A 25,653-nucleotide genomic window follows, 5' to 3' on the forward strand; every position below is an offset into this window, starting at 1 on the left:
GTCTGGGTCGTCAGCGTCGACCGCAACGTCCCTGGCGGCGGGCCGCCCACAGCCAAAGCGGCGCGACGTCGACCTTCCTTGTTCTTGTGGCAGTCCAGGTGATTTCGGAGACCACGGTGTCCAGCTGCTCGCCGAACATCTCGATGGGCTTGTCGAGGTGACGGGTCGCTGTGGTGACCTTCCACCCGGGCACTGGTGCGGTCTGGACCGATTTGATCGGCTGGTCCTTTGGCAGGGTGACCCGCAGCTGCGTGGTGCTGGCGTCGTCGCGCTCGTTCGGCCCGGAAGGCGACCACCGAGAAACCGCCGCCTATGGTGGTTCCGGGCTGGACAGTTACGTGTGCCTGGGCGATGCCCGGCAGGGCCAGGATCGCCGCGACGCTGGCGCCTATGCCGACCCCAACACCAGCAAGGGTGCGACGCCGAAAAGAGCTGCTCTGGAACATGATGAGATCTCGATCGTTGACGGCTTCTTCACGCCAAGGAGCATGATCCAGTCATGCCGTCGCCGCCTGCCCTACCGTCCTGTCCGGCTCCCGCATCTGCCGCACACCGATGGTCCCCACGCTGGCGCACACGCAGAGGCCCGAGGCGATCAGCAGCGGCGGGTACTCGAGGAAGGTCAAGATGCCGACGATGCCGATCGGCATCAACAGCGCGAGCCCGAAGTGGAGGATACCCGCGCGGTGCAGTCCGACGCAGGTCACGACGAGTCCGATGACGAGGACCAGGAAGACCATGCCTGTCGGGATCGTGACTTCGGTGTTCGCCAGCGCGTCGTCGATGTAGGTCTGCATCGTGTTCGTGTCCAGGTTCTTCTCCGAGCCGGCGATGTAGGTCATGAAGTCCTGGCCGTCGAACGCACCCCAGCCCACGAAGCCCATGGCCGAGAGCACGAGCCCCCAGAATGCCGCCTTGGGATGGCTGCGCCGCACCAGGCGGTTCAGCCCGATGACTGCCGGGATCAAGGTGACCCCTGCGAAAAAGAACAGCGTGTGCGCAACATAGAACTGCGTCATGTGGTCGTGCGCGGCGTCGTAGTACTCCGACCCGCTCGTGACCCGGATGCCATGCGGAGGATGGATAAATCGTCGCGGCAAGAAGGACGAGCGGGCCGAGGATCATGAAGATGGCAAAGCCGACCCGCTAGGCGTGGGCATAACTAGCAACCGCGGTGGCTGCGGGCTGAACTGCCGGGGGTGGGTCACTCACGAGAATCACCTACTTGTCAGGATGGGGATACCACGACCATATGCACCCCGGAACGCCGCGCACATCATCCCGCAAAAATGAAACCGACACGGGCTCGCGATGTAGTGTTCCCACAGTCACACCTTCCATCGTGCCGATGGAAGGTGTGAAGGCGAGAGCGAACTGGGGAACGGCGGTGGTCAGTCGGACAAACTCACTGAAAATGGAACCCATGCGTTAGATGCGAACGTGGGCGGCGAAAAGCATGCGGGCAGGCAGCGAACGCTATCGGGGCTCGCCGGGTTCGGCGGGCTGCGCAACGCGCGGGGACGGGTCCGGTGCGCCGACGGCCTTATCGGGGAGGCGTCCGGTGATGAACAGTGCAGCGATCGCAAGCAGCGCGGTCAGGGCCAGTGCGGCCCGGAGGGCTTCCAGTCGGGAGTCCGAGTTGACGGACATGATGGCATCGGCCGTCGCCTGGTCGACTCCGGCGTCGTCCAGCGCGCCTTGGAGCTGGGTGTCGGAAATGAAAGGGACCCCGCTGGCGAGCTGGACCGAGGCCTGCTGCTGCACGGAGCTTGGCACGGCGGGATTGTCCTGGATGCCGGCCATAAACGACGTGCTCAAGGTGGCGATGAGGACCGATCCGATCAGGGCGGTCCCCAGGGAGGCCCCTAGGTTGGTGGCCGTGTTCTGCAGCCCGCCGACCTCCGCGCTCTGAGAGTCCGGCACCGCGGAGACCGTGATGGCGCCCAGCTGCGAGGACAGCGCCCCGAGTCCGAAGCCCATCAACAGCATCGGAATGGCGACAATGCCTGCGTTCGCCCCGGGGTCCATTCCCGCGACCAGGATGAGGATACCGACGATCATCACCATAAGCCCCAGCCGGACGACACGGCGGGGGTTGGCACGCGGCCAGGCCTTGGGGACTCCGACAGCGGCCAGTATCAGCGACACGGACAGCGGAAAGATCCGGATCCCGGTCTCCAGCGCGCTCAGCTCCAACACCACCGACAGGAACAGCGGGATGGTAAAGAACACGCCGGCCTGCACGAGGAATTGAGCGAAGAATACGCTGAGCCCGCCGGTGAGACGCTGGTTCCGGAACAGCGCGGGATCGATGAGCGGTTCGCCGCCCACTGAGGCGAGGTGTGAGGTCCGCCGCATGAACAGATAGAGGACAAGCAGCCCGCCGATCAGCAGCCACACAACGGGAGAGAGCCCCATGACGGTCGGCGCGCCGGGCTTGGGCTGCACCCACCCCCACTCAGCCGAACGCAGCACACCGTACACAACCAGGCCCAGTCCCAGTATCGACAGTGCGGAACTCACCAGATCGAGCCGGACCTTGGCCGGTGGAACGTCTTCGACCTTGCGCAGGACCAGCAGGATGGCCAGGACGATGACGACCTCGCCGAGGAAGACATACCGCCAGGATGCAAACGTGGTCACTGCGCCGCCGATGAGCGGGCCCGCCGCGACTGCCATGGCGCCCGCGGCAGCCACCAGCCCGTAGGCTGCGGCGCGGCGCTCGGGCGGGAAGTTGGCCGCCACCAGCGAGACGATCGCGGGCATGATCAGTGCCGCGCCGATCCCCTCTAACAGGGACCAGCCCAGGAGCAGCACCCCAAGGTTGGGGGCCAGGGCCGTAGTGAGCGAACCGGCGGCATAGATGATCAGGCCGAGGGCGAACGCCCGGCGGCGGCCCATGATGGTACCCACCTTGCCGCCGGTGACCATCAGCGACGCCATGACGAGCGTGTACAGGGTAATGGCCGTTTGGATGCCGGTGATCGTCGTGCCCAGGTCCGCGGCCACCGTGGCCATCGAAACGTTCATCACCGAGCTGTCGAGAGTCATCAGGAACTGGCCTGATGCCAGCACGGCCAGGACCAGGCCGGAGCCAGTCCGCGCCGTTGTCGTTGCCCCGGCACTCATGGTCCCTGCCCAAGCGCTGTGCCGCTGGACGTTGCGCGCATGAACGACATGCTCCGCGCACCCGGATCCCCTGTCAAGGTAGCGCGTTGACCCAATAAAAACGCGGTAGGCGGAGGGGCCGGCTTTCGTGGCAGCGAGCCACTGCCCGACACTGGCGTTCATGCCGCGCAAACGGGGTCCTCGGCCACCCCCACTCCCGGCGCGAAGGTGCGCATCTCGAAGGCATGTTCTGAGCCTTCCGGGTGGCGGCCGATCGCTCCAACCATCGCCTCGGGGATAGCGGACAGATCGGGCTCCAGCGCGAGGACTTCCTCCGCGCTGGCAAGCTGCACGACCGCCCACCCTGGGCCATTGTCGACCCACTGGTGGGCCAGGACTTTGGAACGGCCGATGCCGAAAGCAGCCGCGATGTCCCCGACGTAGGACTCTTCAAGGGGACCGGTACGGGTGGTCGGCGGGGCCGCGAAGGACAGTGCGCTGCCGTTCCGGCGCACCTCGACCAGCCCGGCTTTGCATTCCTGGATGATGCGCTGGTCCGATTGCGGGTGTCCGCCCTGTTCGAGCCAGGCGTGCGCTGAGCCAAGGGTCGGGTGTCCGGCGAATGGCAGTTCACCGCCGGGACTGAAGATGCGCAGCCGGTAGTCCGCCTCAGGGGGGAGGGCATCTGACGATTCAGGCGCGGGATACGGTGATGGTGACGTTGGGGCAGGAGGCCCCAGCGGATCTTCACCGCCACCCACTGGCCGATGTACGCGCAGCGGTTCTTCGGCGGCATCCACGCCTCCGGGCCACTGGCCTGCTTCGAGGAGTTGAGCGCGGACGTCTGGGCGCTCAGGGTACGGCTGTCGCCGAGGTCGTTGTAGAAGGCCACGCGCCGGGCCTGGGACCAGTACCTGGCCCCGGATCCCCAGGCCTCATGAACCGGAACCGTGTGGGCTATCTGCACCGTCGACGCGGAGGTGTGAACGCGGTTGTCCCACGATGTCACCCAGCGTCCCGTACTGGCCGTGCAGCCGCGGCTGGTAAACGACACGGCGGTCTTGGATTCCTGGACCAGTACTTCTTGACGCGTGTTCTGGTAATCCCCGTTGGTATCCCGCCAGACGCCGAAATAACGGTCCCGGTCATAGCCGGCATTGACCTCGGCCGCGACGATGAGTCCGCGCACGGCAGTGCGCAGCGGAGCCTTGTACACGGTGGCTGCTTCGGCTGGAACGGCAAGGCCGCTCAGCATCAGGCCTGCCGCGACCACCAATGCACCTGCCGCCCGCCGCAGCGGAAGCAACCGACTGGATTTCAGTGCCAGCCAGGTCCGCGCCGCAACCAAGGAACTGAGCCGCAAAACGATCGTAATCGGGCGGGTCGCTGTCCTGTGGATGGACCCGCAGCACGGGTCACCTCATCACGAGAACTCCTGGAGCCGCTCGACAACGATGATCCGCGCTGCTGCCTCGATCAGCGCGAGGTGGGAGAACGCCTGCGGGAAGTTGCCGAGGTGCCTGCCGGTGTCGACATCGAACTCCTCGGCGAAGAGCCCGAGCGGCGAGGCGACCCGCAACAGCTTCTCCATCAGGTCACGCGCCCGCTGCTCCTCGCCGATGATCGCCAGCGCGGACACGAGCCAGAACGAGCAGATCAGGAATGTGCCCTCCTTTCCGGACATGCCGTCGTCAGTCTCGCCGGTGCGGTAGCGCAGCACGAAGCCGTGCTCTGTCAGCTCGTCGGCGATGACGAGCACGCTGGCCCGGAGCCGCTTGTCATCTGGGGGCAGGAATCCGAAGATGGCGGCCAGCAAGGTGGAGGCGTCCAGCGCGTCCGTGTCGTAGTGCTGACGGAGCACACCCCGCTTGTCGACGCCGTGCTCGAGGATGTCGGCCTTGATCTCATCCGCGGTGTCCCGCCAAGTCGCGATGAGATCTGTGTCGCCGCGGATCCCGGCCAGCTTCGCGGCGCGATCCAACGCGACCCAGCCCATCAGCTTGGAGGACACGTAGTGCTGGGGCTTACCGCGGGCCTCCCAGATTCCCTGATCGGGTTCGCGCCAGACGGCGGTGGCGCATTCGGCTTGGGACTTGATGATGGGCCATAGCCGCAGTGGCAGCCGGTCACTGCGTCGGGTGTGTAACAGGATGGAGTCGAGCACGGCGCCGAACACGTCATTTTGGCGTTGGTCGAACGCTCCGTTGCCGATCCGGACCGGTCGGGCACCCGCGTAGCCGGACAGATCGTCGCGGGTGGACTCGGTCAGATCGCGCCGGCCGTCGATGCCGTACATGATCTGCAGCGCGCCGTCGGACTTCGGCTCGAGGTCGGCGACGAACTGGATGAACTCCTCGGCCTCCCAGTCGAGATTCAGGTAATGCAGCGCCTGCAAGGTGAAGGTGGTGTCGCGCATCCAGGTGAAGCGGTAGTCCCAGTTGCGCTCACCGCCAGGCGTCTCCGGCAGCGACGTGGTGAGCGCGGCGACAGTGGCCCCGGTCGGCATGTAGGTGAGGCCCTTGATGGCTAGCGCTGAGCGCTGGATCGGGTCGCGAAAGCGGTGGTCGGGCATTCGCGCCCGGCCCAACCAGGTGCGCCAGAACCGCGTGGTGGCATTGATGCGGCGGGTGGCGTCCAGGACGTCGCCCGGCGCATTCAGCCCCTCGGCCCACGACAGTGCGCAGTAGAACTCCTCACCGGCGGACAGGACGTGTCGGGCGCGGACCCGTTCGCCCTCGACGCCGAGGGCGAAATCGGTCTGCAGCCTGATTGTCTGGCCCGCACCGCTGGCATCGGCGATGTGTCGACTGCCGTCGACCAACGTCCATGCGGCTGGCGTCCGGCCGTAGTCGAACACCGGCTCGCAGACCAGCTCCATCTCGACGGTGCCGTCCAGGCAGCGGACGGTACGCACCAGCAGGTGATCGGCGTCGTCGTCGGCGGGCGGTCGGGTATGCGGGGTGACCTCGTCCTCGCTCTCCCGCGGGCCCATGGTCAAGGCGTCGCGGACCTCAACCCAACCCGTCTGGGTCTTCCAGGTCGTGCAGAGGACGTTGGTCCCGGGCTCATACACCTGGGCTGTCGGGTGGTTGGTCCCGAACGGGCCGAGCCTGAAGTAGCCGGCTCCGCGATCGAGCAGGGTGCCGAACACGCTGGGTGAGTCGAAACGCGGGACGCAGAGCCAGCCGACGCCTCCGTCGGGCGCGATGAGGGCGCCCGTGTGGCAGTTCGATAGGAAGGCATAGTCCGCGATCGGCGGGAACGGGGAGGGCGCGGCAGCGCTCTGCTCGGTGGCCTGCCGCGGAGCGTTGGGACTCATGACGGCACCCAGGGCCGGTGCCAACCGACGTAGTCGGCGGTCAGTTCATCTGCAGCTGTCGGACCCCAAGACCCGGGCGTGTAGCTGTGCACCGGTGGCGGCGCATCCAGGAGTGGCTGCATGATCCGCCACGTCTCCTCGACCCCGTCCTGGCGGGTGAACCGCGTACTCTTCCCGACCATCGCCGCCTGGAGCAACACCTCATACGGAGTCGGCCCCTCGCCCCCTTCATCGGCGAACTCCATGTCGAGATCGATGGCGCCGGGGCCGGCCGTGTCCGCACGTAGAGCCTCGACCTTGAGCCTGACGCCGGTCGACGGATCAAGCTTGATGACGATCTGGTTGGGCTCTGGTCGGCGATCGGATCCGAAGTTGAAGCCGAGCCGGGGCGGTTGCTTGAACACCAGCCGAAGCTCGGTCTGAGTGACCGGAAGCTTCTTGCCGGTCCGAATGAAGAACGGCACACCCGACCAGCGCCAATTGTCGATGTCGAGCCGCAACGCGGCGTACGTCTCCGTCGTCGAATCCGCGGTCACGCCGTTGATGCTCCGGTAACCCTCGTACTGGCCGCGGACGTAGTGGACAGGATCGGCCTCGGAGACCGCGCGGAACAAAGCGACCTGCGAGTCCTTGATCGTTTGCGGATCACCCCCAGACGGTGGTTCCATTGCGGCCGCGGACACGACCTGCATGAGGTGATTGACCACCACGTCGCGCAGCGCACCGACGGGATCGTAGAAGTGGCCACGGTCCTCGACGCCGAAGTCCTCGGCCATCGTGATCTGCACGCATTCGACATAGTTCCGGTTCCAGATCGGCTCAAGCATCGTGTTGGCGAACCGCAGGTAAAGGATCTCCTCCAGGCCCATCTTCCCCAGGTAGTGGTCGATCCGGTACAACTGCGATTCGTCGAGGAACTGGTGCAACTCCTCGGCCAGGGCGCGAGCCGAGGCTCGGTCACTCCCGAACGGCTTCTCCACCACCACCCGCCCCGTCGCGGTCAGGCCGGCCCCGGCCAGGCCCTTGACGACTGTGCCGAACAGGAAGGGTGGGACTTCGAGGTAGAACACCGGGCTGTCGGCGCCCTTGATCGCCTCGGCGACCCGCCCATAGGTCGCTGCATCGCCGAAATCGCCCTGCACATAGGACAGCCGGGCCGCGAAACGGCCGAAGACGTCGGCGTCGATCACCTCCCCAGTGCCTTCGATCGAAACCCGGGCCCGTTCCACCAACTGGTCAACCGTCCAATCATCGACAGCCACCCCGACGATCGGGCACTGCAACAAACCCCGCCGCTCCAGCCGGTACAACGATCTGAACGTCATTACCCTGGCCAGGTCGCCGGTGATCCCGAACACCACGAACACATCGGCGGAACCCTGACCAGCGCTAGCCGGCTGGCCACGCCCAGCCGCGGTTCGGCTATTCATCGTTGCTGTCATGGCATCTCCTCGACGTGATCGGCCCTCTACCGGCAAATGAATCTGCTCGTGGCCTCCGTGCGGCAGCTGACGCAGACCGGTTTCTATCAGAGCCAACCACCGCCTCCCGGTCCCCGTCACCACCCATTTTGGGTGATGACGCCGTCCACCCCGGGGGGCAGGCTCAATGTCTAGAGGCAGCATCGGTAGATCCGAGAACAGGCTCCAGGAGGATGCGGCGTGACAGACGGCCAGCACTATGACGTTGTCATCATCGGGACGGGAGCCGGGGGCGGGACGCTCGGCCACCGGCTTGCTACGAACGGGGCGAAGGTGCTCTGGCTGGAGCGAGGTCCGTTCCTGCCGCGTGAGCGCGACAACTGGCAGACCGAGGCGGTGTTCGTCCGCGGAAAGTACCTTGCGAAAGAGCTGGGGTACGACCGGCACGGCAGCGAGTTCCAGCCCGAGGTCAACTACTACGTCGGCGGGAACACCAAGTTCTACGGCGCGGCACTGTTCCGCCTCCGTCCGGAGGACTTTGGCGAGCTACGCCATCATGGCGGAATCTCACCGGCCTGGCCGATCTCCTACGACGACCTGGAGCCCTACTACACCCAAGCCGAACATCTCTACCTGGTGCACGGTCAGCACGGCGAGGACCCGAGCGAAGGCCATGCCAGCGCGCAGTACGCCCACCCTCCGGTATCCCACGAACCTCGCATCCAGCAGTTGAACGACGACCTGGAGAAGCTCGGGCTGCACCCCTTCCACCTCCCGATCGGCGTCAACCTCCAGGAGATCGAACCTGGACGGGCGGCACGGGCAAGTGCGTGCATCCGCTGCGACCGGGTCGATGGCTTCCCATGCCTGCTGAACGCAAAATCGGACTCGCAAGTCATCTGCGTGGATCCGGTGCTCTCCCAGGACAACGTCACACTGGTCACCGGCGCCCAAGTGCAGCGCCTGGAAACCGACGCCTCAGGACACAGCGTCACCGGGGTCGTCACAACCTTGGACGACGGCACCGAGACCAGATTCACCGGCGACATCGTGGTCGTCGCCTGCGGCGCGGTTAACTCCGCCGCCCTGCTGCTCAGATCTCGCCAAGACCGCCACCCCGACGGGCTGGCCAACAGCTCCGGAGTGGTCGGCCGGCACTACATGCGGCACAACAACATCGCGCTGATGACCGTTTCCCGGGAGCCCAACCCCACGCTGTTCCAGAAGACGCTGGCGATGAACGACTGGTATCTGGGGTCCGACGACTGGGACTATCCGCTCGGCGGTATCCAGATGCTCGGCAAGTCCGACGACGAGGAGCTCCGCGCGCAGTCGCCGCGATGGGCCGGCAAGATCTCTCCGGACCTGCCCTTCGAGGTGCTGGCGCACCACGCCGTCGACTTCTGGCTCTGCGGCGAAGACCTACCGCAACCCGACAATCGCGTCACGCTCGACGCGGACGACGCCATCCACCTCAGCATAGATGAGAAGAACAACGTCGAAGGAGTAAAGCGGCTGCGCCACAAACTCGACGGCATGCTCGGCAAGCTGGGCATGCACGAGCACCATCTGCTGGACCGGAGCCTCTACCTGCACAAGAGCATGCCGATCGGCGCCACCGCGCACCAAGCAGGCACCGTCCGTTTCGGCCGAGATCGCGCAACCAGCGCTCTCGACGTGAACTGCAAAGCCCACGACCTGGACAACCTCTACGTCGTCGACACCAGCTTCTTCCCCAGCATCGGCGCCGTGAACCCGTCCCTGACCGCAATCGCCAACGCCCTGCGGGTCGGCGACCACCTCACCGAACGCCTTGGCTAGTCCCCGGGTCGCCATGGCAGCTGTCAATCCCGCGGGAAGGGGTGCGACATGACGCTGTTCGCGGACGTCCTCATCCCCGTGATAGAGGTGAACCCGGTTCCGTGGGCTCGAGCACAGATGGCGTTCACGCTGGCCTTCCACATCATCTTGGTGCCACTCGGCGTGTCCTGGTCGGTGATGGCGCTGATCGCCAACTATCGAGGCATCAGGCGGGCCGACGCTGACGCCATCCGGCTCGCGCAGCGCTGGTCGAAGTACATGGCGGTCACCTTCGCAGTCGGCGCCGTCACCGGAACGGTTCTCTCCTTCGAGTTCGGCCTGCTGTGGCCTCAGTTCATGGGTCACTGGGGCGAGGCGTTCGGCGTGCCTTTCGCGTTCGAGGGTCTCTTCTTCTTTCTCGAGGCCGTTTTCATCTCGATCTACATCTTCGGCTGGCGGCGGCTCAAGCCCTGGACCCACTTCTGGACCGGTGTCCCGATCGCCGTCGCCGGCATCTTCGGCAGCGTTTCGGTGGTGGCCGCCAACGCGTGGATGAACTCCCCCGAAGGGGTCACTCTGGACACCGCCGGGAACGTCGTGGCGGTGGACCCGCTCGGGGTGATCTTCAACGGGGCGATGCCGCTGATGGCGGCGCACATGGTGACTGCGGCCTACCTGGTCGGCGGCTTCCTGGTGGCCATGGTCTACGCGACGGCGATGCTGCGCGGGCGGCGGGACCATTATCACAGGCTCGGCTTTCTCATCGCCTTCACTGTGGCCGCCATCGCCGTCCCGGTGCAGATGGGGGTCGGTGACGGTCTAGCTCGCTGGGTCTATAGCAATCAGCCGGTCAAATTCGCCGCCATCGAGCTGGTGCCGACGACCAGCAGTGACGTGCCCGAGACGCTGCTCGGCCATCTCAACTCAGAAGGACAAGTGGTGGGCGGTGTCCCCATCCCCGGGCTCGCCTCGTGGTTGTCGGACCCCAGCACTGGCCGGGCGACCGTCGTGCAGGGGCTCGACGCTGTACCCGCCGACGAGCGGCCGACGAACCGCCAAGTGAACGTCGTCCATCTCGCTTGGGACATCATGGTCGGCGTCGGCACTGCCCTGTTCCTGCTCACGCTGTGGTACTTGGCATCGTGGATCTTCCGACGAGACATGCCTCGCAGCAAGTGGTTCCTGCGCTGCGCCGTCGCCGCCGGACCCCTCGCCGTCCTGACGATGGAGGCGGGCTGGACCGTGAGCGAGGTCGGCCGTCAGCCGTGGATCGTCTACAACAAGATGCGGGTGGAGGACGCCGCGACCACCAACACCGGAGTCTGGATCACCTTCATCGCGGTCACGATCCTCTATATCGGGCTGGGCGTCACCACAATCCTCGTCTTGCGCGGGACGAGTCGTCGCTACCGTGGGGCACGCCGATTCGAGGAGACAGACTCCCCGTACGGACCGCGCGAGCCGGTGAAAGAGACCTAGGGGTCACCCATGGATACCGCCGCAGCCCTGCTCTTGTTCGCTGCCATCACCATCTACGCGATCTTCGGCGGCGCTGACTTCGGTGCCGGCTTCTGGGACCTGACCGCTGGTGGCGCGCAGCGTGGGGAGCGGCCGCGCGAGGTAATCGACCACTCGATAGGGCCCGTGTGGGAAGCGAACCACGTGTGGCTGATCTTCAGCTTCGTCGTGCTCTGGACGTGTTTCTCCGAGGCCTACGCGTCGATCACCTTGACCATGTTCGTGCCCCTCACCATGGCGGCCCTCGGCATCGTCCTGCGCGGTGCCAGCTTCGCCTTCCGGAAGGCGGTGTTTCGGCGGCGAGCCCGCCGCAGCTTCGGCGCCATCTTCGCCGTCTCCTCGGTGCTGGTGCCCTACTGCTTCGGCGCCATCGCGGGAGGCATCGCATCCGGCCAGGTTCCGGCCGGCGGTCGGGCGGGCGATCCGCTGCACAGCTGGGTCAACCCGACGTCGGTCGTCATGGGTCTGCTCGCCGTATCCGTGACGGCCTACGTCGCCGCGGTACTGCTCACCTGGGATGCCCATCGCCTTTCCGACGAGGCGATGGTCGGCTACTTCCGCGTCCGCGCCGTGGCGGCTGGGGCCGTGGCTGGAGCCGTCGCGCTGGTCGGTCTCTTCGTCGTACGCAGCGAAGCCAGCTACGTCTTCGGAGGACTCACCTCACGCGCCCTGCCGCTGGTGATCATCTCGGCGGTCGCCGGGCTCGGCGCGCTTTTCCTGCTCCGAGGCCGACCCCACCGCGGAGGGCGGCTGGCTGCGATCGCCGCGGCCGGCGCCCTCGTGCTGGCCTGGGGCGTGGCACAGTGGGACTACCTGCTGCCCGAAACGCTCACGGTCTCGGCGGCCGCTGCGCCGTCGGGCACGATCACGGCCGTGCTGGTCGCGGCCGGTCTCGCCGTGCTGTTGATCGTGCCGGCCTTCATCTTGTTGTACGTGCTCGACCAGCGCGGACTGCTTCCCGAAGAAGGCGTCGACGACGAGCCCGACCGGGGCTCCGGGGTCGTCCGTGCCTGACTTCGCTGACGAGGCGGCAAGCAAGCGAGCCGTTGACCTCCTTGACACGCCTCAGTCTCACGAACGATCGATTATTGAGACAGGCGGCGGCTCGCCCGGGGCCTCAGGAGTTCCCTGCACCACAAGGGCCGCCGCTGTCTCGAAATGCCGTCCAACAAAAGGCGGTCTCACAACAGCGAATTGTTCGGGATTGAAAGAATACGGGAGAGTTGCCGGCTGTGATCGGATACCCGAGTTCTCGTGCTTCCTCCCCCGGCGGTCAGAGGCCCATGGAAGCCCCTTCAAGGCGACTAGTCAAACAACCGTTGTTGACGCCCTCCGAATGACATCCCAGCGGGTTTTCAAGTCCGCTCTGCCGCCGGGAATCTCTCTGCGACCCCGAGGCGGGACGAGTAACGTGGCAGGGGTGACTACCACTTTCAGCCCCGCCCAAGCATGGCAGCGCCTGCTTGAAGGCAACGCCCGTTTCGTCTCCGGCGAGGCCTTGCACCCGAACCAGGGGGTCGAGCGGCGCAGCGAGCTGGTTGATACCCAGCACCCTTTCGCGGTCATCTTCGGCTGCGCAGACTCCCGGCTGGCCGCGGAGATCATCTTCGACCTCGGCCTGGGTGACGCCTTCGTGGTCCGGACCGCCGGGCACGTGCTCGACGACGCTGTGCTGGGATCGCTCGAGTACGCCGTCTCGGTCCTGGGCGTCCCGCTGATCGTCGTCCTGGGCCACGACAACTGCGGGGCAGTCACCGCCACGAAGGACGCTGTGAGAACCGGGGATATGCCGCCGCGCTTCATCCGGGACCTGGTCGAACGCATCACCCCGTCGGTGCTGGCCTCCCTGCGCGATGACAAGACCGAGGTCAACGACATGGTCATCGAGCACGCCCGGCAGACGGTGGACCGGCTGCTGGAGAGCTCCCAGGTCATCGCCTCCGCTGTGAAGGATTCTTCCACCGCGGTGCTCGGCGTCGCGTATCGTCTCGAAGAAGGCCGCGCGCAGCTGGTCTCCGGATCCGGCCTGCTCTAACGGCGCATCCTCCCGGGGCGGCGCACCCTGGAACTGTGTCCCCCGGGGTCGGTGAAGCAACGAAGTCCCGGCTTTTCGGCGGAGGTCACCGCGGTCTCACGAACTATAGGTAATGGCACAACTTGCCCCAGGGCCCGGTTTTCCGCCTGTGGCTCGAAGCGATAAATGGCGGTCTATTCGCAGCGCTATTTGTCACCCTTCAGCCCAAAGGGGATCCTTTACCGGGCGCACGGGACTGCTGAGGCTTTGATTGGCACGTGACTAGGGCGTGCGTTGGACGATGCGGTACACCGTGCTCCTTTCTATCTCTGGACGGGAACCACGTGGCGGAAGTGATTACGACCACTCCGTATGCCGTCCGTGAAGCACAACAACGCCTGAACCCGATGCCGGATGCGACACTGCCCCACTGCGTATGGGTGATGATGCCGTACACGATCGTGGGAGGCGCCACCAAAGCCGTGCGCCACAAAATCGAGGCAGATGTCCTGCGGTGGACGGCGAAGCCCGGATGTAAGTATCACTGGTCATCGCGCGACGAACGGCAGTTGCGCCCGGGTGTCGATCCCGACCCGATCCTCGGCCTTCGGGCTTACGACGATGGGGTCAAAGTGCTGTGCGTTCAACGCTGTCAGCATTCGGACGTTGAGTCTCATCAGATCGAGTGGTCTATCGTGCACGAACCCTCACCTGATGATCCATGGGAGTTGATCCGGCAATCGCTGCACATCGTCGACAAGGAGCAGCATGGCGGAGCGCAGGCCCTGGCCAAGAAGTTGAACGGGTACCCGAACAAGCACTTGGTGATGTACCCGTTCGGTCCGCCAGGGAACCTGACAGCAGCGTTCAGCCGCTATGTGCCCCGTCGAATTCGTGCGACCTCATGCCGCCGCAATTGAACCCGCCACTGGCCGACATTCACGTTTGGCTCTTATACCGGTACGGGAACCGCGATGTCGTAGAGGGACTTCACGTCTGCAGCGGCCACTGGGCGAAATTCGGGACGACGTTCCCAAAGCCGGACGACCCGTCTTCCCTACTCCGGCGCCTCCACTACCGGGATGCCTAGGCTCGCATCATCCCGCGCGACTGCCCGCTAGCTGGTCGGCCATCATGCACGAATAGGTATCCCCTTCCGGGACGACGGCCAGCCTGTGAGCGCTCTACCGAGGAGCAGAGTTCACGAGCTCGTAGTGTTCGACTAAAGGAAACGGCTCGTAGAACTTGTGCAGTATCTCCCGCCACTGCTGATACTTGGGGGATCCCCTGAAGCCAACGGTGTGGTCCTCCAAACTGTCCCACTGCACGAGAAGTAAGTACGTGTTGGGAGTTTCGATCGAGCGCGAGAGCGATAAAGAGGCAAAGCCGGGCATTGACGCAATGATCAAACGAGCGCGATCGAATGCTGCCTCAAAGTCTTCTTCCTGGCCGGAAATGACGGGCAGCAGCGCGTGTTCGGTAATCATGGGGCAAGTCTTGCAGATTCCCGTTGGGGGTTCCCCAAACGAGACCGGTTTATGGGCCGTCCGGGGTACCCGTTTACCGGGCATGCCGTTGTTCGCCGTGCAGGCGAACCGCATTATGTACAGATGGCTCAGAACAGGACCGTTACTGGCAAGTCGCTTCTCTTCGCGCTCGGGCTCTCAGTCGTCCTTGGTGTGGCCATCGGCCTGATCCTCCTCGAGGCTCTGGTGCGGGCGATGGATCGGCGCGACGAGGTCTTCCAGGTGATTGACGATTCAGAGGACGTGGACGAAGCAATCCGTCGCGTGGGTCAACTGTTGGGCGGGGGAGCACTGGGCAGCCGGGTAGTCCTCGACCTGCAGGTCAGAAGATTCACCCGAGACCAGCGTCAAGCCATCGTTTCCCGTGCAGAAGAACTTAGATCAAGGTTGCCCGATGGGCGCTGAACTGGTCGCGCGGTCAAGGAACCTGCCAGCCCGCCGGAAGTCTCGGACAAGGTACATCGCCCCAATCACCATGACAAGCACGCCAGCCGCCATGAACCCGGCTCCTCGTATGACTTGGGGAATGAATACAAGCGGGAGCACTGACATCCAGATGACCTGGGTGGCGAGACTCTTTCGCAGTTGCACAGCGGCGGCCTGCGAGACGACAAGATGCTCCGTGTCAAGCGGTGTCTTCCCGAGAACCTGGCGCCGGATGTCTTTTTCGCTCTTCGTCTTCCAGCGAAAGCAGCACGTCGATCCTGCCCGTCTCCGCCGCAGGCGCGATTTTCTTCGCGTTGTAAATGAAGCCCCCGATGGCGGCACCCAGCACGGAAAGGAAGAATCCGAACACGAGAAAGGACGGCCAGCCCGCCGGTCCGCCTCCGAAGGCCAGCATCCCTCCGACGGTCCCCGCTGTGACAAGGATGATCACCCCGGCCGGGAAGTAAAGAGTGTAGTAGGTCTTCAGGGCACCGCCAAGGCCCTGATCTGCAGTGCCCTGCGCTCGTCGCGTGGCGGTGGCCCAGCGGTCGTCGGACCGGGGCATGAGATCGTCGATTCTGCTCATCATCCGCTTCCCCCTGAGCACGAGTAGTGATGCAAGGGCCCGGCTGTCCTCCGCCAATGGCGCTGAACCTGATGCTCAAATCCTGAACTATCTACACCCAGAAGCCGACAGCACGCTACTTGACGAAAGACATAGGGGCACCCCACTCAGCACCAGGCATCGTTTGCAGGCTTGAACGGGTTCAGCCGGGGCGAGGACCTCTCGGGCCTCTTCCGCGCCGGCGGACAGGGGCCGAAAAGGCCTGAGTTCTTCCGCCTGCTCAGCGTTCGGCTACGGGCAACAGAGGTGACATTTGGCCCCGCGAAAAACACCGCCATCTCTCGCTGCGAATCACAGCCAAAAACCGCTCTGCGATTCACGCGGGCCGGGGTGCACGTGTGGACGGATTCCCCGAGTTCGAGGACCGGAACGCGAACCTTAGCGGGTCCTGACCCGGCCGGGCCCGCGCAAACATCGCCGAATCGAACCCCGCCCCAGGCGAGTGTTCCCGAGACGAACCCGGCATGTCGAGGTTCGCCACGCAAACGTCCCGTCGCGGGGTCCGTCGTGGTGAACCAAAGGTTATTCGGTGACGTAACGTGGTGGAATTTAGATTTAATGTATAGGTCCTGACTTCCTGAGACCTTTTGCGATAGCCGCTAAGAACACGTGTTCTTGGCGGCTATCGCTTTTGCGACCGCCCGCCATCTCACCCTTGGAATGAATGCGACAGTTGAAGTCACCGGCATTGTGGTCGTCGTTGCCCCGAAGAGCATGACTGTCAGAGAGAGAACCTTCGACGTTGCTGTGGTCTCGGACCGGCAACTCCTGCGGTGGCTCGGCGACCGCCCGAACTTACTCACGTCCAGGCAGACAGCGGCGATTGTGGCTGCAGCCCTACGGCACGGAACGTGGCACCGGAGTCCGCCTGCCGTGGTGGACCCTGCATTCCTGCAAAACGAATTCGCCCGGCTGCGATCTCTCGTGGACAGCGCGCGACGTCGCCGCGCGGGATGGCTCCTTGCCCTTCTCATCGGGGCCCCGCTTGTCCTGGCCACCCTTTCTGCCTACTTCTGACGGCACAAAAAAATCCAACCCCCGGGAACGTTCCCAAACCGTAGGCCGCGTCTTGTAACCAACGGTGAACAAGCGGACCAACCCAACACGTTCCGAGACGCAGTTACGAGAATCGCCGGTTGCGAACGACCGGTCGAGGATTCCGAACACATCGTTCTCAGCTGTCTCGCTGCCGAAGCGCCTGGTGCCCAGGGCGAGGTTCGAGACACTGATGCCGGTGCCGGTGAGGGTGCGGTACTTCATAACTGGGCACTCCGTTCGCGGAGGGAAGAGTCAGGGAAGGTAAGGATGAGTACTTGTGCCGGCATCTACGCCGGTATGTGCGCTGGTTTTGGGCTCAGCGATCGATGGAGTCCATGTTGGCGTCGTCGTGCCGTGCCCCTGCTGCGGGCTGGAGTGAGTTCAGGCGTTCGAGCTGGTCGGTGGTGAGCTCGACGGAGTCGGCTGCGGTGTTCTCCTCGACCCGGGAGACCCGGCGGGTGCCGGGGATCGGGGCAATGTCCTCGCCGCGGGTCAGCAGCCAGGCCAGCGCGGTCTGGGCTGGGGTGGCGCCAATCTCTGCGCCGATGCTCTGAACTTCGTCGACGATGCGGAGGTTCCGGACGAAGTTCTCGCCCGTGAAGCGGGGGTTGGTTTTGCGCCAGTCGTCGTCGGCGAAGTCATCGACAGAGCGGATCTGGCCGGTCAACAGTCCGTGTCCGAGCGGTGAGTAGGGGACAAAGCCGATGCCGAGTTCGCGCAGCAGCGGCAGGATCTCCTCTTCGACGTCGCGCGTCCACAGGGAGTACTCGGTCTGCAGCGCGGTCACGGGCTGCACGGCGTGTGCCCGTCGGATCGTGGCCGGGGACGCTTCGGACAGGCCGAAGTGCAGTACCTTGCCCTCGGCGATCAGGTCCGCGAGTGCCCCGGCGGTTTCTTCGATCGGGGTGTTCGGATCGACCCGGTGTTGGTAGTAGAGGTCGATGTGATCAGTGCCGAGGCGCTGCAGGGATCCCTCGACGGCCGTGCGGATGTTCAGGGCGCTGCTGTCGATCACGCCGGGGCCGCCGCCGGAGTGGGATACGAGCCCGAATTTCGTGGCGATCTTCACCTGGTCACGGCGGCCCTTGAGGGCCTGGCCGACGAGCTCCTCACTGAGGAACGGGCCGTAGATCTCGGCGGTGTCGATGTGGGTGACGCCGAGGTCGAGCGCGCGGTGTATGGTGCGGATCGATTCAGCGTTATCCAGTGTCCCTTCGCTCGTGTAGGTACCGGCCATGGTCATAGCACCGAGGCCGATGCGGGAGACTTCCAGTCCTCCGAGGCGTGCGTTCTTCATGTTGTGATTCCTTTCGGTGTGGTTCTCAGGCCTGGGAAGTGGGCATGGCCCACAGCTCAGCAATGGAGGATCGGCGAGGGCGGGTCACCATGAAGGCGATGCTCTCGGCGATGTCCCCGGGCTGCAGCGGCTCGGGGATGGCATCCGAGGCGGCGAGCTCGTTCCGGACCGCTTCGTTGTTGTGCGAGACGAGCTCGGTGTCGACCGCACCGGGCTCGAGCACACCGACACGGACGTGTTTCTTCGTGACTTCCTGGCGCAGGGCCTCGGTGAAACCGTTCACTCCGAACTTGGTCATGTTGTAAACGCCGAAGTTCGCCCACGCTTGCCGCCCGGCGATCGAGGAGATGTTCACGATGTCGGCCACTTCCCGCAGCCCGTCTTGAGCCGCCGCGAGCAGGTGCGGCAGTGCCGCGTTGGTCATGTAGAGCAGGCCGTTCTGGTTGACGGAGATCATCCGCTCCCATTCCTCAACATCGGCACCAACGATTGGGCCGAGGAGCATGAGCCCGGCGTTATTGATCAGGATGTCCAGGCGGCCGAAGCGATCGACAACCTCCGCTACGGCCTGTTCGGCTTGGGCGCGGTCGGTGATGTCGGCCGCGACGGCATGTGCCGTGCCGCCGGCTGCCTCGATCTCGGCCACGAGTTTGTCGAGGCGGTCCTGGCGCCGGGCGACGACGGCGACGGATGCCCCCTGCTCGGCGAGGCGGCGGGCGGTGGCCTCACCGATGCCGCTGCTCGCGCCGGTTACCAGCGCAACGGTGCCGGTCAGTTTTGCTGTCATCGGTGGTTCTCCTTCAAATGGGGTGGTCGATTGTTGGGCAGGCGCCAGCCACGTGCGTCCATCGGAATTTGTTGTTGGGAGTTGCTTGAATTGGTCGGCCTGCCGGCGCCCCGCGTTCAGGGGCGCGGCCGGCGCCGATAGAGGGTGTCAGGCTTCTGCTAGTTCCTAGCGTCGCGTTGTTCAGTCATGCTCTGTCTTTCCTGGGTTAAGTGTTTTGGGCCGCGCGTGGGAGCGCAGTTCCGGGGCAGAAGATCCGCCGGTGGCTGTTTTCTCGGGAGGTGATGCCGCCCAGCTGGCGAGGAACGTCAGCGCGTTTTCGGACGCGGACCCCGGCTCGGCCGTGAAGGTGAACAGGGTTTGTCCCTCATCGCCGGGAAGGTGAAGAGTCTCGAACTGCAGCGACAATTCCCCGACGACCGGATGGTGAAATCGTTTGGTTCCCGTGGTGTGGATCCGCACGTCATGGCCAGCCCACAATGCGGCGAACAGCCCGCTACGTGTAGTCAGCTCCCCAACCAGCTCGTTCAACGCCCTGTCATGGGGATTGCGCCCCGCTTCCGATCGCAGCATCGCCACCGTGCTGGCCGCGATCGCGCGCCAATCGGGGTAAAGGTCACCAGCGCCGGGATCGAGGAAGAGGTAGCGCGCCTGGTTCGGCAGCCGGCTCGGAGTCTCCGGACCAGCAGCTGCCGTGGACTCGAACACAGGCCCGTACAGCGCGCGGCCCAAGAGGTTGGCGGCCAGCACGTCCGAACGTCCGTTCTGCACCATTGCGACGGCTCCGGTCATCCCGTCCAGCAAACGCAGTACTCCGGGACGGACCCGCTGCTGCGGTGGTCGGCGCGCCGCGCGCCACGACGGCAAGTTGGCCGTCCGCGCCAGGTCCATCAGATGCGTCCGCTCTGCCTCATCCAGCTGAAGGGCGGAAGCCACAGCTTCGAGCACCGCGTCCGATACACCGCGCAGGCTGCCCCGTTCCAGCCGCGTGTAGTAGTCCGCGCTTACCCCGGCGAGCTGCGCCACTTCCTCACGGCGCAGGCCCGGCACACGGCGTAGCTCGCCATAGTTTGGGATGCCGGCCTGCTCCGGGCTGATCTTCGCGCGTCGCGAGATCAGAAAGTCACGGATTTCTTCTTTTCTTTCCACGTCCACCACGCTACGCAGGCTGGGCGGGCGGTGGCAGTGTCTATCAGACACCCCCACGTGAGGTGGATGCAGATGTGGACCCTCATAAACCGACCGTCCACAAGACCCTCGCCGCCGCCCACCTTAGGCGCGCTGCGTCTCATGAACCGCGTCCGCGAACGACGTAAAGGAAGCAGCGTTTCCGAAACCTCGTCGGGTCGACGGCGAAAATCACCCGGGACTGACTCGTTGCGAAGGCGATGGGTGCCCTTCGCGCAAACGAAGGATTCCAAGAACACACACGCCCGCTGACGGATCGGTTACGGGCCACAGGGTGACATTTAGCGCGGCGAAAACACCGCCACTTATCGATGCGAATCACAGATTCCCCAAGGTTCCAGAGCCGGAATGCGAACATGCGCCGCCGGGTCCTGGCACCGGCCAGGTCCACCCACGTATCGCCGCGATCGATCTCAGCCTCCGCCCCGGGTGCGTGTTCCTGAAACGGAGCCGGCGTGTCGACGTTCTCAACGCCAACGCCCCATCGCGATGAGTAGAGGTTTCTCTGTGACGGAACGCGGTCGAATTCCGTTTCAACGTTTGACGTCCGCAGCTAGGCAGTGCGGTAATTCTGCCAAGTAATTATCGATTAACTGGAGGAGCCTCGATTTTCGGATCGGGGCTGTTCCTGTGAGCGGTTCTTTTTGTCTTTTTGCTACGCAGCCGTCAGTGTTTTTGTGAAAAGCCGGCTTTGCGGACCGTGTCCAATGTTGCAGCTCGGTAACGAACTTTACGGTGGGTCAACTTTGGTGGCTCCAGGTGGCCTTCGGGGTTTACGCTTCATGCCATGTGAGACGGGCCACACTGCCGCTGGGGGAGTGTGGACGTCTGTCTGGCGCTTCCGGCGCCGGTCACACCCACACCACAGAAACAAGGAGGCGGAATGCGCTTGGGTCGTATTTCCAAAGCAGTGGGCGTGGCGGCAGCAGCTGCCATCGCCCTCAGCGCCTGCGCAGGCAACAGCGGCGGGACAACCCCGTCCACTGCGGCCGCAGCAAGCAAGCAAGGCGGATCGGCAACCGTAGTAGAGGTCAACGCGTTCAATACGTTCAACCCGAACACGGCCGATGGCAACACTGACATCAACTCGAAGATCAGTTATGCCACGCACTCGGGCTTCTTCTACATCGACAACAAGCTCAACGTTGTCCGCAACGAGAAGTTCGGCAAGATGGAAAAGGTCTCCGACAATCCGCTGACGGTGAAGTACACCATCAACGACGGCGTGAAGTGGTCAGACGGTACGCCCGTCACCGCGGCCGACCTAGTGCTGCAGTGGGCCGCTTTCTCCGGTTACTACAACGACGCTAATGCGGAGGCGAAAACCGGGACGTCCTACTTCTCCTACGCCGGTGACCCCACCGGTATTGCCCTCACCGACTTCCCGGAACTCGGTGACGACGGCCGCAGCATGACGCTGAAGTACTCCAAGCCGTTCGCTGACTGGGAAATCGCCATCGGCGGCCCCGGCATCGACATCCCGGCGCACGTCCTCGCGAAGAAGGCAGGCCTGGCGGACACCAAGGCGTTCATTGACCTCCTGAAGGGCATGCCCCGCGGCGACGCCAAGGCCCCCAAGCCGGCGAACGCCCAGCTCAAGGCCATGGCAGACCTGTGGAACACCGGCTTCGACACCAAGACCCTGCCGGCCGATCCGAGCCTCTACCTCTCCAACGGCCCGTTCATCGTCAAGAGCGTCAGCCAGGACCAGTCCCTGACCATGGTCCGGAACAAGGACTACAACTGGGGTCCGGAAGCCCAGCTGGACGAAATCACCGTTCGCTACATCGGTGAGGCACCCGCCCAGGTGCAGGCACTCAAGAACGGCGAGGCCGACATCATCGCCCCGCAGGCGTCCGCTGACACCGTGGAGCAGCTCAAGGCACTCGAAAGCCAGGGCGTAAAGGTCGACGTCGGCAACCAGCTCGCCTACGACCACATCGACCTGAACTACTCGGGCCCGTTTGCCGACAAGAACGTCCGCGAGGCGTTCATGAAGGCCGTCCCGCGTACGGACATCGTCGACAAGATCGTCAAGAAGCTTGATCCGAAGGCTGCACCGCTTGACTCGCAGCTCTTCGTTCCGGACCAGGCCCCGTACGCCGAGACGGTCAAGAACAACGGTTCCTCCGCCTACCAGGGTGTGGACATTGAGGGTGCCAAGAAGCTCCTCAACGGCGCCACCCCCGAAGTTCGCATCATGTACAACAAGGACAACCCCAACCGTGTTGACGCCTACTCCCTGATCAGCGAGTCCGCCACCAAGGCCGGCTTCAAGATCGTCGACGGCGGCCTCGGCAAGTCTGACTGGGGCAAGGCCCTCGGTGACGGCAGCTACGACGCCACCATCTTTGGCTGGAGCAACTCGGGTGTCGGCGTGTCCGGCGTTCCGCAGATCTTCAAGTCCGGCAACGACTCCAACTTCAACCAGTTCAGCAACCCTGAAGCCGACAAGCTGATGGATGAACTGATTGTCACCACCGACAAGAGCAAGCAGGACGGCCTCGTTGCGCAGATCGACAAGATGATCTGGGATTCGGCCTACGGCCTTCCGCTGTTCCAGTCGGTTGGCGTGGACGCGTACAGCGACCGCATCACCGGTGTGAAGTACATGCCGAACCAGACCGGTGTTTGGTGGAACTTCTGGGAATGGGCACAGAAGTAGCCCGCGACCCTAAGTAACACTGCTGGAAAGGCGTCGGGACCACAGCTCTTCGGTCCCGACGCCTTTCTGGCGATATCCTGGCGATGTCGTGGTCCCGCCGCCACATCGGCGGGAAACCGGCCAAACTCCGCGACCGGTCCGGGCAATCCCTGGGCCCGAATTCCGAGGTTCTATCCCAATGGTGACCTACATCTTCCGGCGGCTTGTGACTGCCGCCCTCATCCTTCTCGGCGCGTCCTACTTCGTGTATCTCCTGACAGCGGCGTCCGGTGATCCCCTGGAGGAATTCCGCGCCAACCCCTCGGCGCAGAAGCAGCAGCTCATGGACGCGAGATCCGAGCTCCTGCAGCTGGACACCCCCGCCCCGTTGCGGTATTTCAAATGGTTCGGCGGCGCGGTCCAGTGTCTCGTGCCCTTCGCCAACACCTGCGACCTCGGGAAAAACATCGCCGGCCAGCCCGTCACTGAGGCCCTCGGCCACGCGCTGGTCCAGACCCTGACCCTCGTCACCGCGGCAACGGTGCTCGCCATCCTGATCGGCATCACCTTGGGCATCATCACCGCCCTGCGCCAGTACAGCACCCTGGATTACGGGGTCACCTTCATGGCCTTCCTGTTCTTTTCCCTGCCGATCTTCTGGGTCGCCGTCCTGCTCAAGGAATTCGGCGCCATCGGCTTCAACAACTTCCTGCGAAACCCCGATGTACCGCTGCCCGCAGCCCTCGGCATCGGCGTCGTCATCGGCGCAGTGACAGCCGTCGCGGCGGGCGGGCCCATGCGGCGCCGGCTGCTCGCCGGCGCCGTCGCCTTCGGTTTCGTCACCGCGGTGCTTGTCTACTTCTCCGCCACCGAATGGTTCAAGACCCCGGGCCTGGGTCCCGTGGTCATCGCCATCGCCGGTGCCGGCATCGCCTTTGCCGTGACCCTGCTTTCGGCCGGGCTGAAGAACCGCAAGGCACTGCAGTCCGCCCTCATCTCCGTCGGCGTCGGCGTCGTGCTGTACTTCCTCCTCCAGCCGCTGCTCAACGAGGCCACGTTCGTGATGATCGTGCTGCTGGCGATCGCCTTCGTCTTGATCGGCGTGGGCATCGGCTATCTGGTGGGCGGCTATGACCGGGGGCAGTCCATGCGGGCGGCGGGAATCACCTCGTTCCTGGTCGGCTTCCTGATCCTGCTGGACCGGTACATGCAGGCATGGCCCAGCTACTTCAACAACAGCCGCGTGCGCGGCCGGCCGATCGCCACCATCGGTGCCAGCACGCCGAACATCCAGGGCGACTTCTGGGTCCTGGGCCTTGACACCTTTACCCACCTGATCCTGCCCACCCTGGCCCTGATCCTCATTTCACTGGCCAGCTACACGCGGTTCACCCGGGCCTCGATGCTCGAAATCATGAACATGGACTACATCCGCACGGCCCGGGCCAAGGGCCTGAGCGAGCGGACCGTCGTCATGCGCCACGCCTTCCGCAACGCCCTGATCCCGATCGCAACGATCGTGGCCTTCGACATCGGAGCACTGATCGGCGGTGCCGTCATCACCGAAACAGTCTTCTCGGTCCGTGGCATGGGCTTCCTCTTCCTGGACGGAATCGCGCACGTGGATCCCAACCCGGTCATGGGCGTCTTCATCTGCGTCGCCATCACGGCCATGGTCTTCAACCTCATCGCGGACCTGGCCTACTCCGCACTGGATCCGCGCGTAAGGGTAAAAGCATGAGCCAGCCAAGCCAGCAGGAAGTCATCATGGCCGAAGACGAAGCTTCGCGGATAGCAGCCGCCGCAGGCATTGAGCCGATCATCGAGGCCAAGGGCCTCAGCCAGGGCCAGATCGTCCGGAAACGCTTCCTCGGACACTCCGGCGCCATCATCGGCCTCGTGGTCTTCTCCCTCATCTTCATCGTGGCCTTCACCTCCGTGGGCTATCTGGGTATCCCGGGCTGGTGGAAGTACACCCACGAGCAAGTCTCCCCCCTGGTCAACGACGGCGCACCGACCTCCTCACTGTGGCCGCTGGCCTGGGGCGAACATCCCTTCGGCCAGGACCGGATCGGCCGCGACCTCTTCGCCATGACCATGCGCGGCGCCCAGCAGTCCATCACCATCATGATCGTGATCGGCCTCATCGCCGGCCTGATCGGCGTCGTGGTCGGTGCCATCTCCGGCTACTTCCGCGGCTGGCCCGAGGCCATCCTGATGCGCCTGACCGACGTCATCATCATCATTCCCGCCCTGCTGCTGGCCGCCGTCATGGCCCAGCTTGCCGGCCGCCGGGACCAGGGAAGCTGGTTCGCTTCCTTCGCCAGCACCAATGGCGTCCTGGCCCTCGGAATCTTCCTGGGCCTGATCAGCTGGGTCGCCCTGGCCCGCCTGATGCGCGGGGAATTCCTGTCACTGCGCGAACGCGAGTTTGTCGATGCGGCCCGGATTTCCGGCGCCAGCAATGCCAGGATCATCTTCAAGCACATCCTGCCCAACGCCGTCGGCGTGCTGATCGTGAACGTGACCCTGACAATGTCCGCAGCCATCCTCACGGAAACGGCGCTGAGCTACCTTGGCGTCGGCGTCAAGGCCCCGGACACGTCCCTGGGCCTGCTCATCTCGCAGAACCAGCAGGCCTTTGCCACGCGGCCCTGGCTCTTTTGGTTCCCGGGCATGTTCATCGTGCTCATCTGCCTCAGCATCAACTTCATCGGCGACGGCCTGCGGGACGCCTTTGACCCGCGGCAGAAGAAGTTCAATGCCAAGAAGGCGGCAGATCACCGCGGCCCCGTGGTGCAGGCAAGCGCTGTCACCGGTCTGGACGGCACCGAGCAAGAGGGATACCGGCAAGAGGGATTCCGGCAAGCAGGGTTCCGGCCCGAGGAGCCGGGGAACGACGGACCGGCCGACGGAACACGGGGCCAGTAATGCCGGCCCCGTGC

At 64.5% G+C, this 25,653-nt stretch carries 20 protein-coding genes and 1 pseudogene; 9 read left to right on the top strand and 12 right to left on the bottom strand.

What is annotated here, in order from left to right:
- Window positions 1-10: 10 nt before the first annotated feature.
- The 6 genes and pseudogenes from M2428_RS00725 to zwf all read right to left on the bottom strand — a co-directional run.
- A pseudogene (locus M2428_RS00725) lies at window positions 11-268 on the bottom strand (DUF1775 domain-containing protein); the annotation flags it as partial.
- 229 nt (window positions 269-497) lie between these two features.
- The gene (locus M2428_RS00730; RefSeq protein ID WP_277522583.1) at window positions 498-1,019 is read right to left on the bottom strand and encodes a hypothetical protein; all 522 of its coding nucleotides are present in this window, start codon (window positions 1,017-1,019) and stop codon (window positions 498-500) included.
- Between the two features lie 457 nt (window positions 1,020-1,476).
- A complete protein-coding gene (locus tag M2428_RS00735; protein WP_277522585.1) occupies window positions 1,477-3,129 on the bottom strand; it encodes an MFS transporter in 1,653 nt (550 codons plus the stop codon).
- A gap of 158 nt (window positions 3,130-3,287) precedes the next feature.
- The gene (locus M2428_RS00740; RefSeq protein ID WP_277522586.1) at window positions 3,288-3,908 is read right to left on the bottom strand and encodes a PhzF family phenazine biosynthesis isomerase; all 621 of its coding nucleotides are present in this window, start codon (window positions 3,906-3,908) and stop codon (window positions 3,288-3,290) included.
- Window positions 3,909-4,531: 623 nt separating this feature from the next.
- Window positions 4,532-6,427: a glycoside hydrolase family 15 protein gene (locus M2428_RS00745; protein WP_277522588.1), complete on the bottom strand. Its 1,896-nt coding sequence runs from the start codon at window positions 6,425-6,427 to the stop codon at window positions 4,532-4,534.
- Window positions 6,424-7,869, bottom strand: coding sequence for a glucose-6-phosphate dehydrogenase (gene zwf, locus M2428_RS00750; protein WP_277522590.1), 1,446 nt, complete (start codon window positions 7,867-7,869; stop codon window positions 6,424-6,426). Before zwf ends, M2428_RS00745 begins: the two co-directional genes overlap by 4 nt.
- A gap of 219 nt (window positions 7,870-8,088) precedes the next feature.
- Between zwf and M2428_RS00755 the strand changes: the two genes are divergently transcribed.
- The 5 genes from M2428_RS00755 (at window position 8,089) to M2428_RS00775 (ending at window position 14,100) form a co-directional block, all read left to right on the top strand.
- Window positions 8,089-9,669 carry a GMC family oxidoreductase gene (locus M2428_RS00755; protein ID WP_277522591.1) on the top strand — a complete coding sequence of 527 codons (1,581 nt, stop codon included), beginning with the start codon at window positions 8,089-8,091 and terminating at the stop codon, window positions 9,667-9,669.
- A gap of 48 nt (window positions 9,670-9,717) precedes the next feature.
- A complete protein-coding gene (locus M2428_RS00760) occupies window positions 9,718-11,127 on the top strand; it encodes a cytochrome ubiquinol oxidase subunit I (protein ID WP_277522593.1) in 1,410 nt (469 codons plus the stop codon).
- Between the two features lie 9 nt (window positions 11,128-11,136).
- The gene (locus M2428_RS00765) at window positions 11,137-12,180 is read left to right on the top strand and encodes a cytochrome d ubiquinol oxidase subunit II (protein WP_277522595.1); all 1,044 of its coding nucleotides are present in this window, start codon (window positions 11,137-11,139) and stop codon (window positions 12,178-12,180) included.
- Window positions 12,181-12,586: 406 nt separating this feature from the next.
- Window positions 12,587-13,201, top strand: coding sequence for a carbonic anhydrase (locus tag M2428_RS00770; protein ID WP_277522597.1), 615 nt, complete (start codon window positions 12,587-12,589; stop codon window positions 13,199-13,201).
- A gap of 323 nt (window positions 13,202-13,524) precedes the next feature.
- Window positions 13,525-14,100, top strand: coding sequence for a hypothetical protein (locus tag M2428_RS00775; protein WP_277522599.1), 576 nt, complete (start codon window positions 13,525-13,527; stop codon window positions 14,098-14,100).
- A gap of 264 nt (window positions 14,101-14,364) precedes the next feature.
- On the opposite strand, the gene M2428_RS00780 is transcribed toward M2428_RS00775, so the two are convergent.
- Entirely contained in the window at window positions 14,365-14,667 is a 303-nt protein-coding gene (locus M2428_RS00780) for an antibiotic biosynthesis monooxygenase (protein WP_277522601.1), read from the bottom strand.
- Between the two features lie 123 nt (window positions 14,668-14,790).
- On the opposite strand from M2428_RS00780, the gene M2428_RS00785 reads away from it, so the two are divergent.
- Window positions 14,791-15,111, top strand: coding sequence for a DNA gyrase subunit A (locus tag M2428_RS00785; RefSeq protein ID WP_277522602.1), 321 nt, complete (start codon window positions 14,791-14,793; stop codon window positions 15,109-15,111).
- 220 nt (window positions 15,112-15,331) lie between these two features.
- Here the strand turns inward: M2428_RS00785 and M2428_RS00790 are convergent, their stop codons facing one another.
- The 5 genes from M2428_RS00790 to M2428_RS00810 form a co-directional block, all read right to left on the bottom strand.
- Entirely contained in the window at window positions 15,332-15,721 is a 390-nt protein-coding gene (locus tag M2428_RS00790; RefSeq protein ID WP_277522604.1) for a hypothetical protein, read from the bottom strand.
- A gap of 873 nt (window positions 15,722-16,594) precedes the next feature.
- Window positions 16,595-17,017, bottom strand: coding sequence for a hypothetical protein (locus tag M2428_RS00795; protein ID WP_277522606.1), 423 nt, complete (start codon window positions 17,015-17,017; stop codon window positions 16,595-16,597).
- 94 nt (window positions 17,018-17,111) lie between these two features.
- The gene (locus M2428_RS00800; protein WP_277522607.1) at window positions 17,112-18,092 is read right to left on the bottom strand and encodes an aldo/keto reductase; all 981 of its coding nucleotides are present in this window, start codon (window positions 18,090-18,092) and stop codon (window positions 17,112-17,114) included.
- A gap of 25 nt (window positions 18,093-18,117) precedes the next feature.
- Window positions 18,118-18,879: an SDR family NAD(P)-dependent oxidoreductase gene (locus M2428_RS00805; RefSeq protein ID WP_277522609.1), complete on the bottom strand. Its 762-nt coding sequence runs from the start codon at window positions 18,877-18,879 to the stop codon at window positions 18,118-18,120.
- Window positions 18,880-19,059: 180 nt separating this feature from the next.
- The gene (locus tag M2428_RS00810) at window positions 19,060-20,025 is read right to left on the bottom strand and encodes a helix-turn-helix transcriptional regulator (protein WP_277522610.1); all 966 of its coding nucleotides are present in this window, start codon (window positions 20,023-20,025) and stop codon (window positions 19,060-19,062) included.
- A 922-nt stretch (window positions 20,026-20,947) separates the two neighbouring features.
- On the opposite strand from M2428_RS00810, the gene M2428_RS00815 reads away from it, so the two are divergent.
- From M2428_RS00815 to M2428_RS00825, 3 genes are all read left to right on the top strand, one after another.
- Complete coding sequence (locus tag M2428_RS00815; protein ID WP_277522612.1) at window positions 20,948-22,729, top strand: ABC transporter family substrate-binding protein; 1,782 nt, start codon at window positions 20,948-20,950, stop codon at window positions 22,727-22,729.
- 178 nt (window positions 22,730-22,907) lie between these two features.
- Window positions 22,908-24,449 carry an ABC transporter permease gene (locus M2428_RS00820; protein WP_277522614.1) on the top strand — a complete coding sequence of 514 codons (1,542 nt, stop codon included), beginning with the start codon at window positions 22,908-22,910 and terminating at the stop codon, window positions 24,447-24,449.
- 26 nt (window positions 24,450-24,475) lie between these two features.
- The gene (locus M2428_RS00825) at window positions 24,476-25,639 is read left to right on the top strand and encodes an ABC transporter permease (protein ID WP_277523555.1); all 1,164 of its coding nucleotides are present in this window, start codon (window positions 24,476-24,478) and stop codon (window positions 25,637-25,639) included.
- The last annotated feature ends 14 nt before the right edge of the window (window positions 25,640-25,653 follow it).

This window comes from Arthrobacter sp. ES3-54 (genome assembly GCF_029504395.1).
In the GTDB taxonomy this organism is placed as follows: domain Bacteria; phylum Actinomycetota; class Actinomycetes; order Actinomycetales; family Micrococcaceae; genus Arthrobacter.

Coding starts and splice junctions, on each gene's coding strand:
- M2428_RS00730 (WP_277522583.1), bottom strand. CDS start 1,019: ATGACGCAGTTCTATGTTGCGCACACGCTGTTCTTTTTCGCAGGGGTC.
- M2428_RS00735 (WP_277522585.1), bottom strand. CDS start 3,129: ATGAGTGCCGGGGCAACGACAACGGCGCGGACTGGCTCCGGCCTGGTC.
- M2428_RS00745 (WP_277522588.1), bottom strand. CDS start 6,427: ATGAGTCCCAACGCTCCGCGGCAGGCCACCGAGCAGAGCGCTGCCGCG.
- zwf (WP_277522590.1), bottom strand. CDS start 7,869: ATGACAGCAACGATGAATAGCCGAACCGCGGCTGGGCGTGGCCAGCCG.
- M2428_RS00760 (WP_277522593.1), top strand. CDS start 9,718: ATGACGCTGTTCGCGGACGTCCTCATCCCCGTGATAGAGGTGAACCCG.
- M2428_RS00765 (WP_277522595.1), top strand. CDS start 11,137: ATGGATACCGCCGCAGCCCTGCTCTTGTTCGCTGCCATCACCATCTAC.
- M2428_RS00780 (WP_277522601.1), bottom strand. CDS start 14,667: ATGATTACCGAACACGCGCTGCTGCCCGTCATTTCCGGCCAGGAAGAA.
- M2428_RS00785 (WP_277522602.1), top strand. CDS start 14,791: ATGGCTCAGAACAGGACCGTTACTGGCAAGTCGCTTCTCTTCGCGCTC.
- M2428_RS00790 (WP_277522604.1), bottom strand. CDS start 15,721: ATGATGAGCAGAATCGACGATCTCATGCCCCGGTCCGACGACCGCTGG.
- M2428_RS00795 (WP_277522606.1), bottom strand. CDS start 17,017: ATGAAGTACCGCACCCTCACCGGCACCGGCATCAGTGTCTCGAACCTC.
- M2428_RS00800 (WP_277522607.1), bottom strand. CDS start 18,092: ATGAAGAACGCACGCCTCGGAGGACTGGAAGTCTCCCGCATCGGCCTC.
- M2428_RS00805 (WP_277522609.1), bottom strand. CDS start 18,879: ATGACAGCAAAACTGACCGGCACCGTTGCGCTGGTAACCGGCGCGAGC.
- M2428_RS00815 (WP_277522612.1), top strand. CDS start 20,948: ATGCGCTTGGGTCGTATTTCCAAAGCAGTGGGCGTGGCGGCAGCAGCT.
- M2428_RS00820 (WP_277522614.1), top strand. CDS start 22,908: ATGGTGACCTACATCTTCCGGCGGCTTGTGACTGCCGCCCTCATCCTT.
- M2428_RS00825 (WP_277523555.1), top strand. CDS start 24,476: ATGGCCGAAGACGAAGCTTCGCGGATAGCAGCCGCCGCAGGCATTGAG.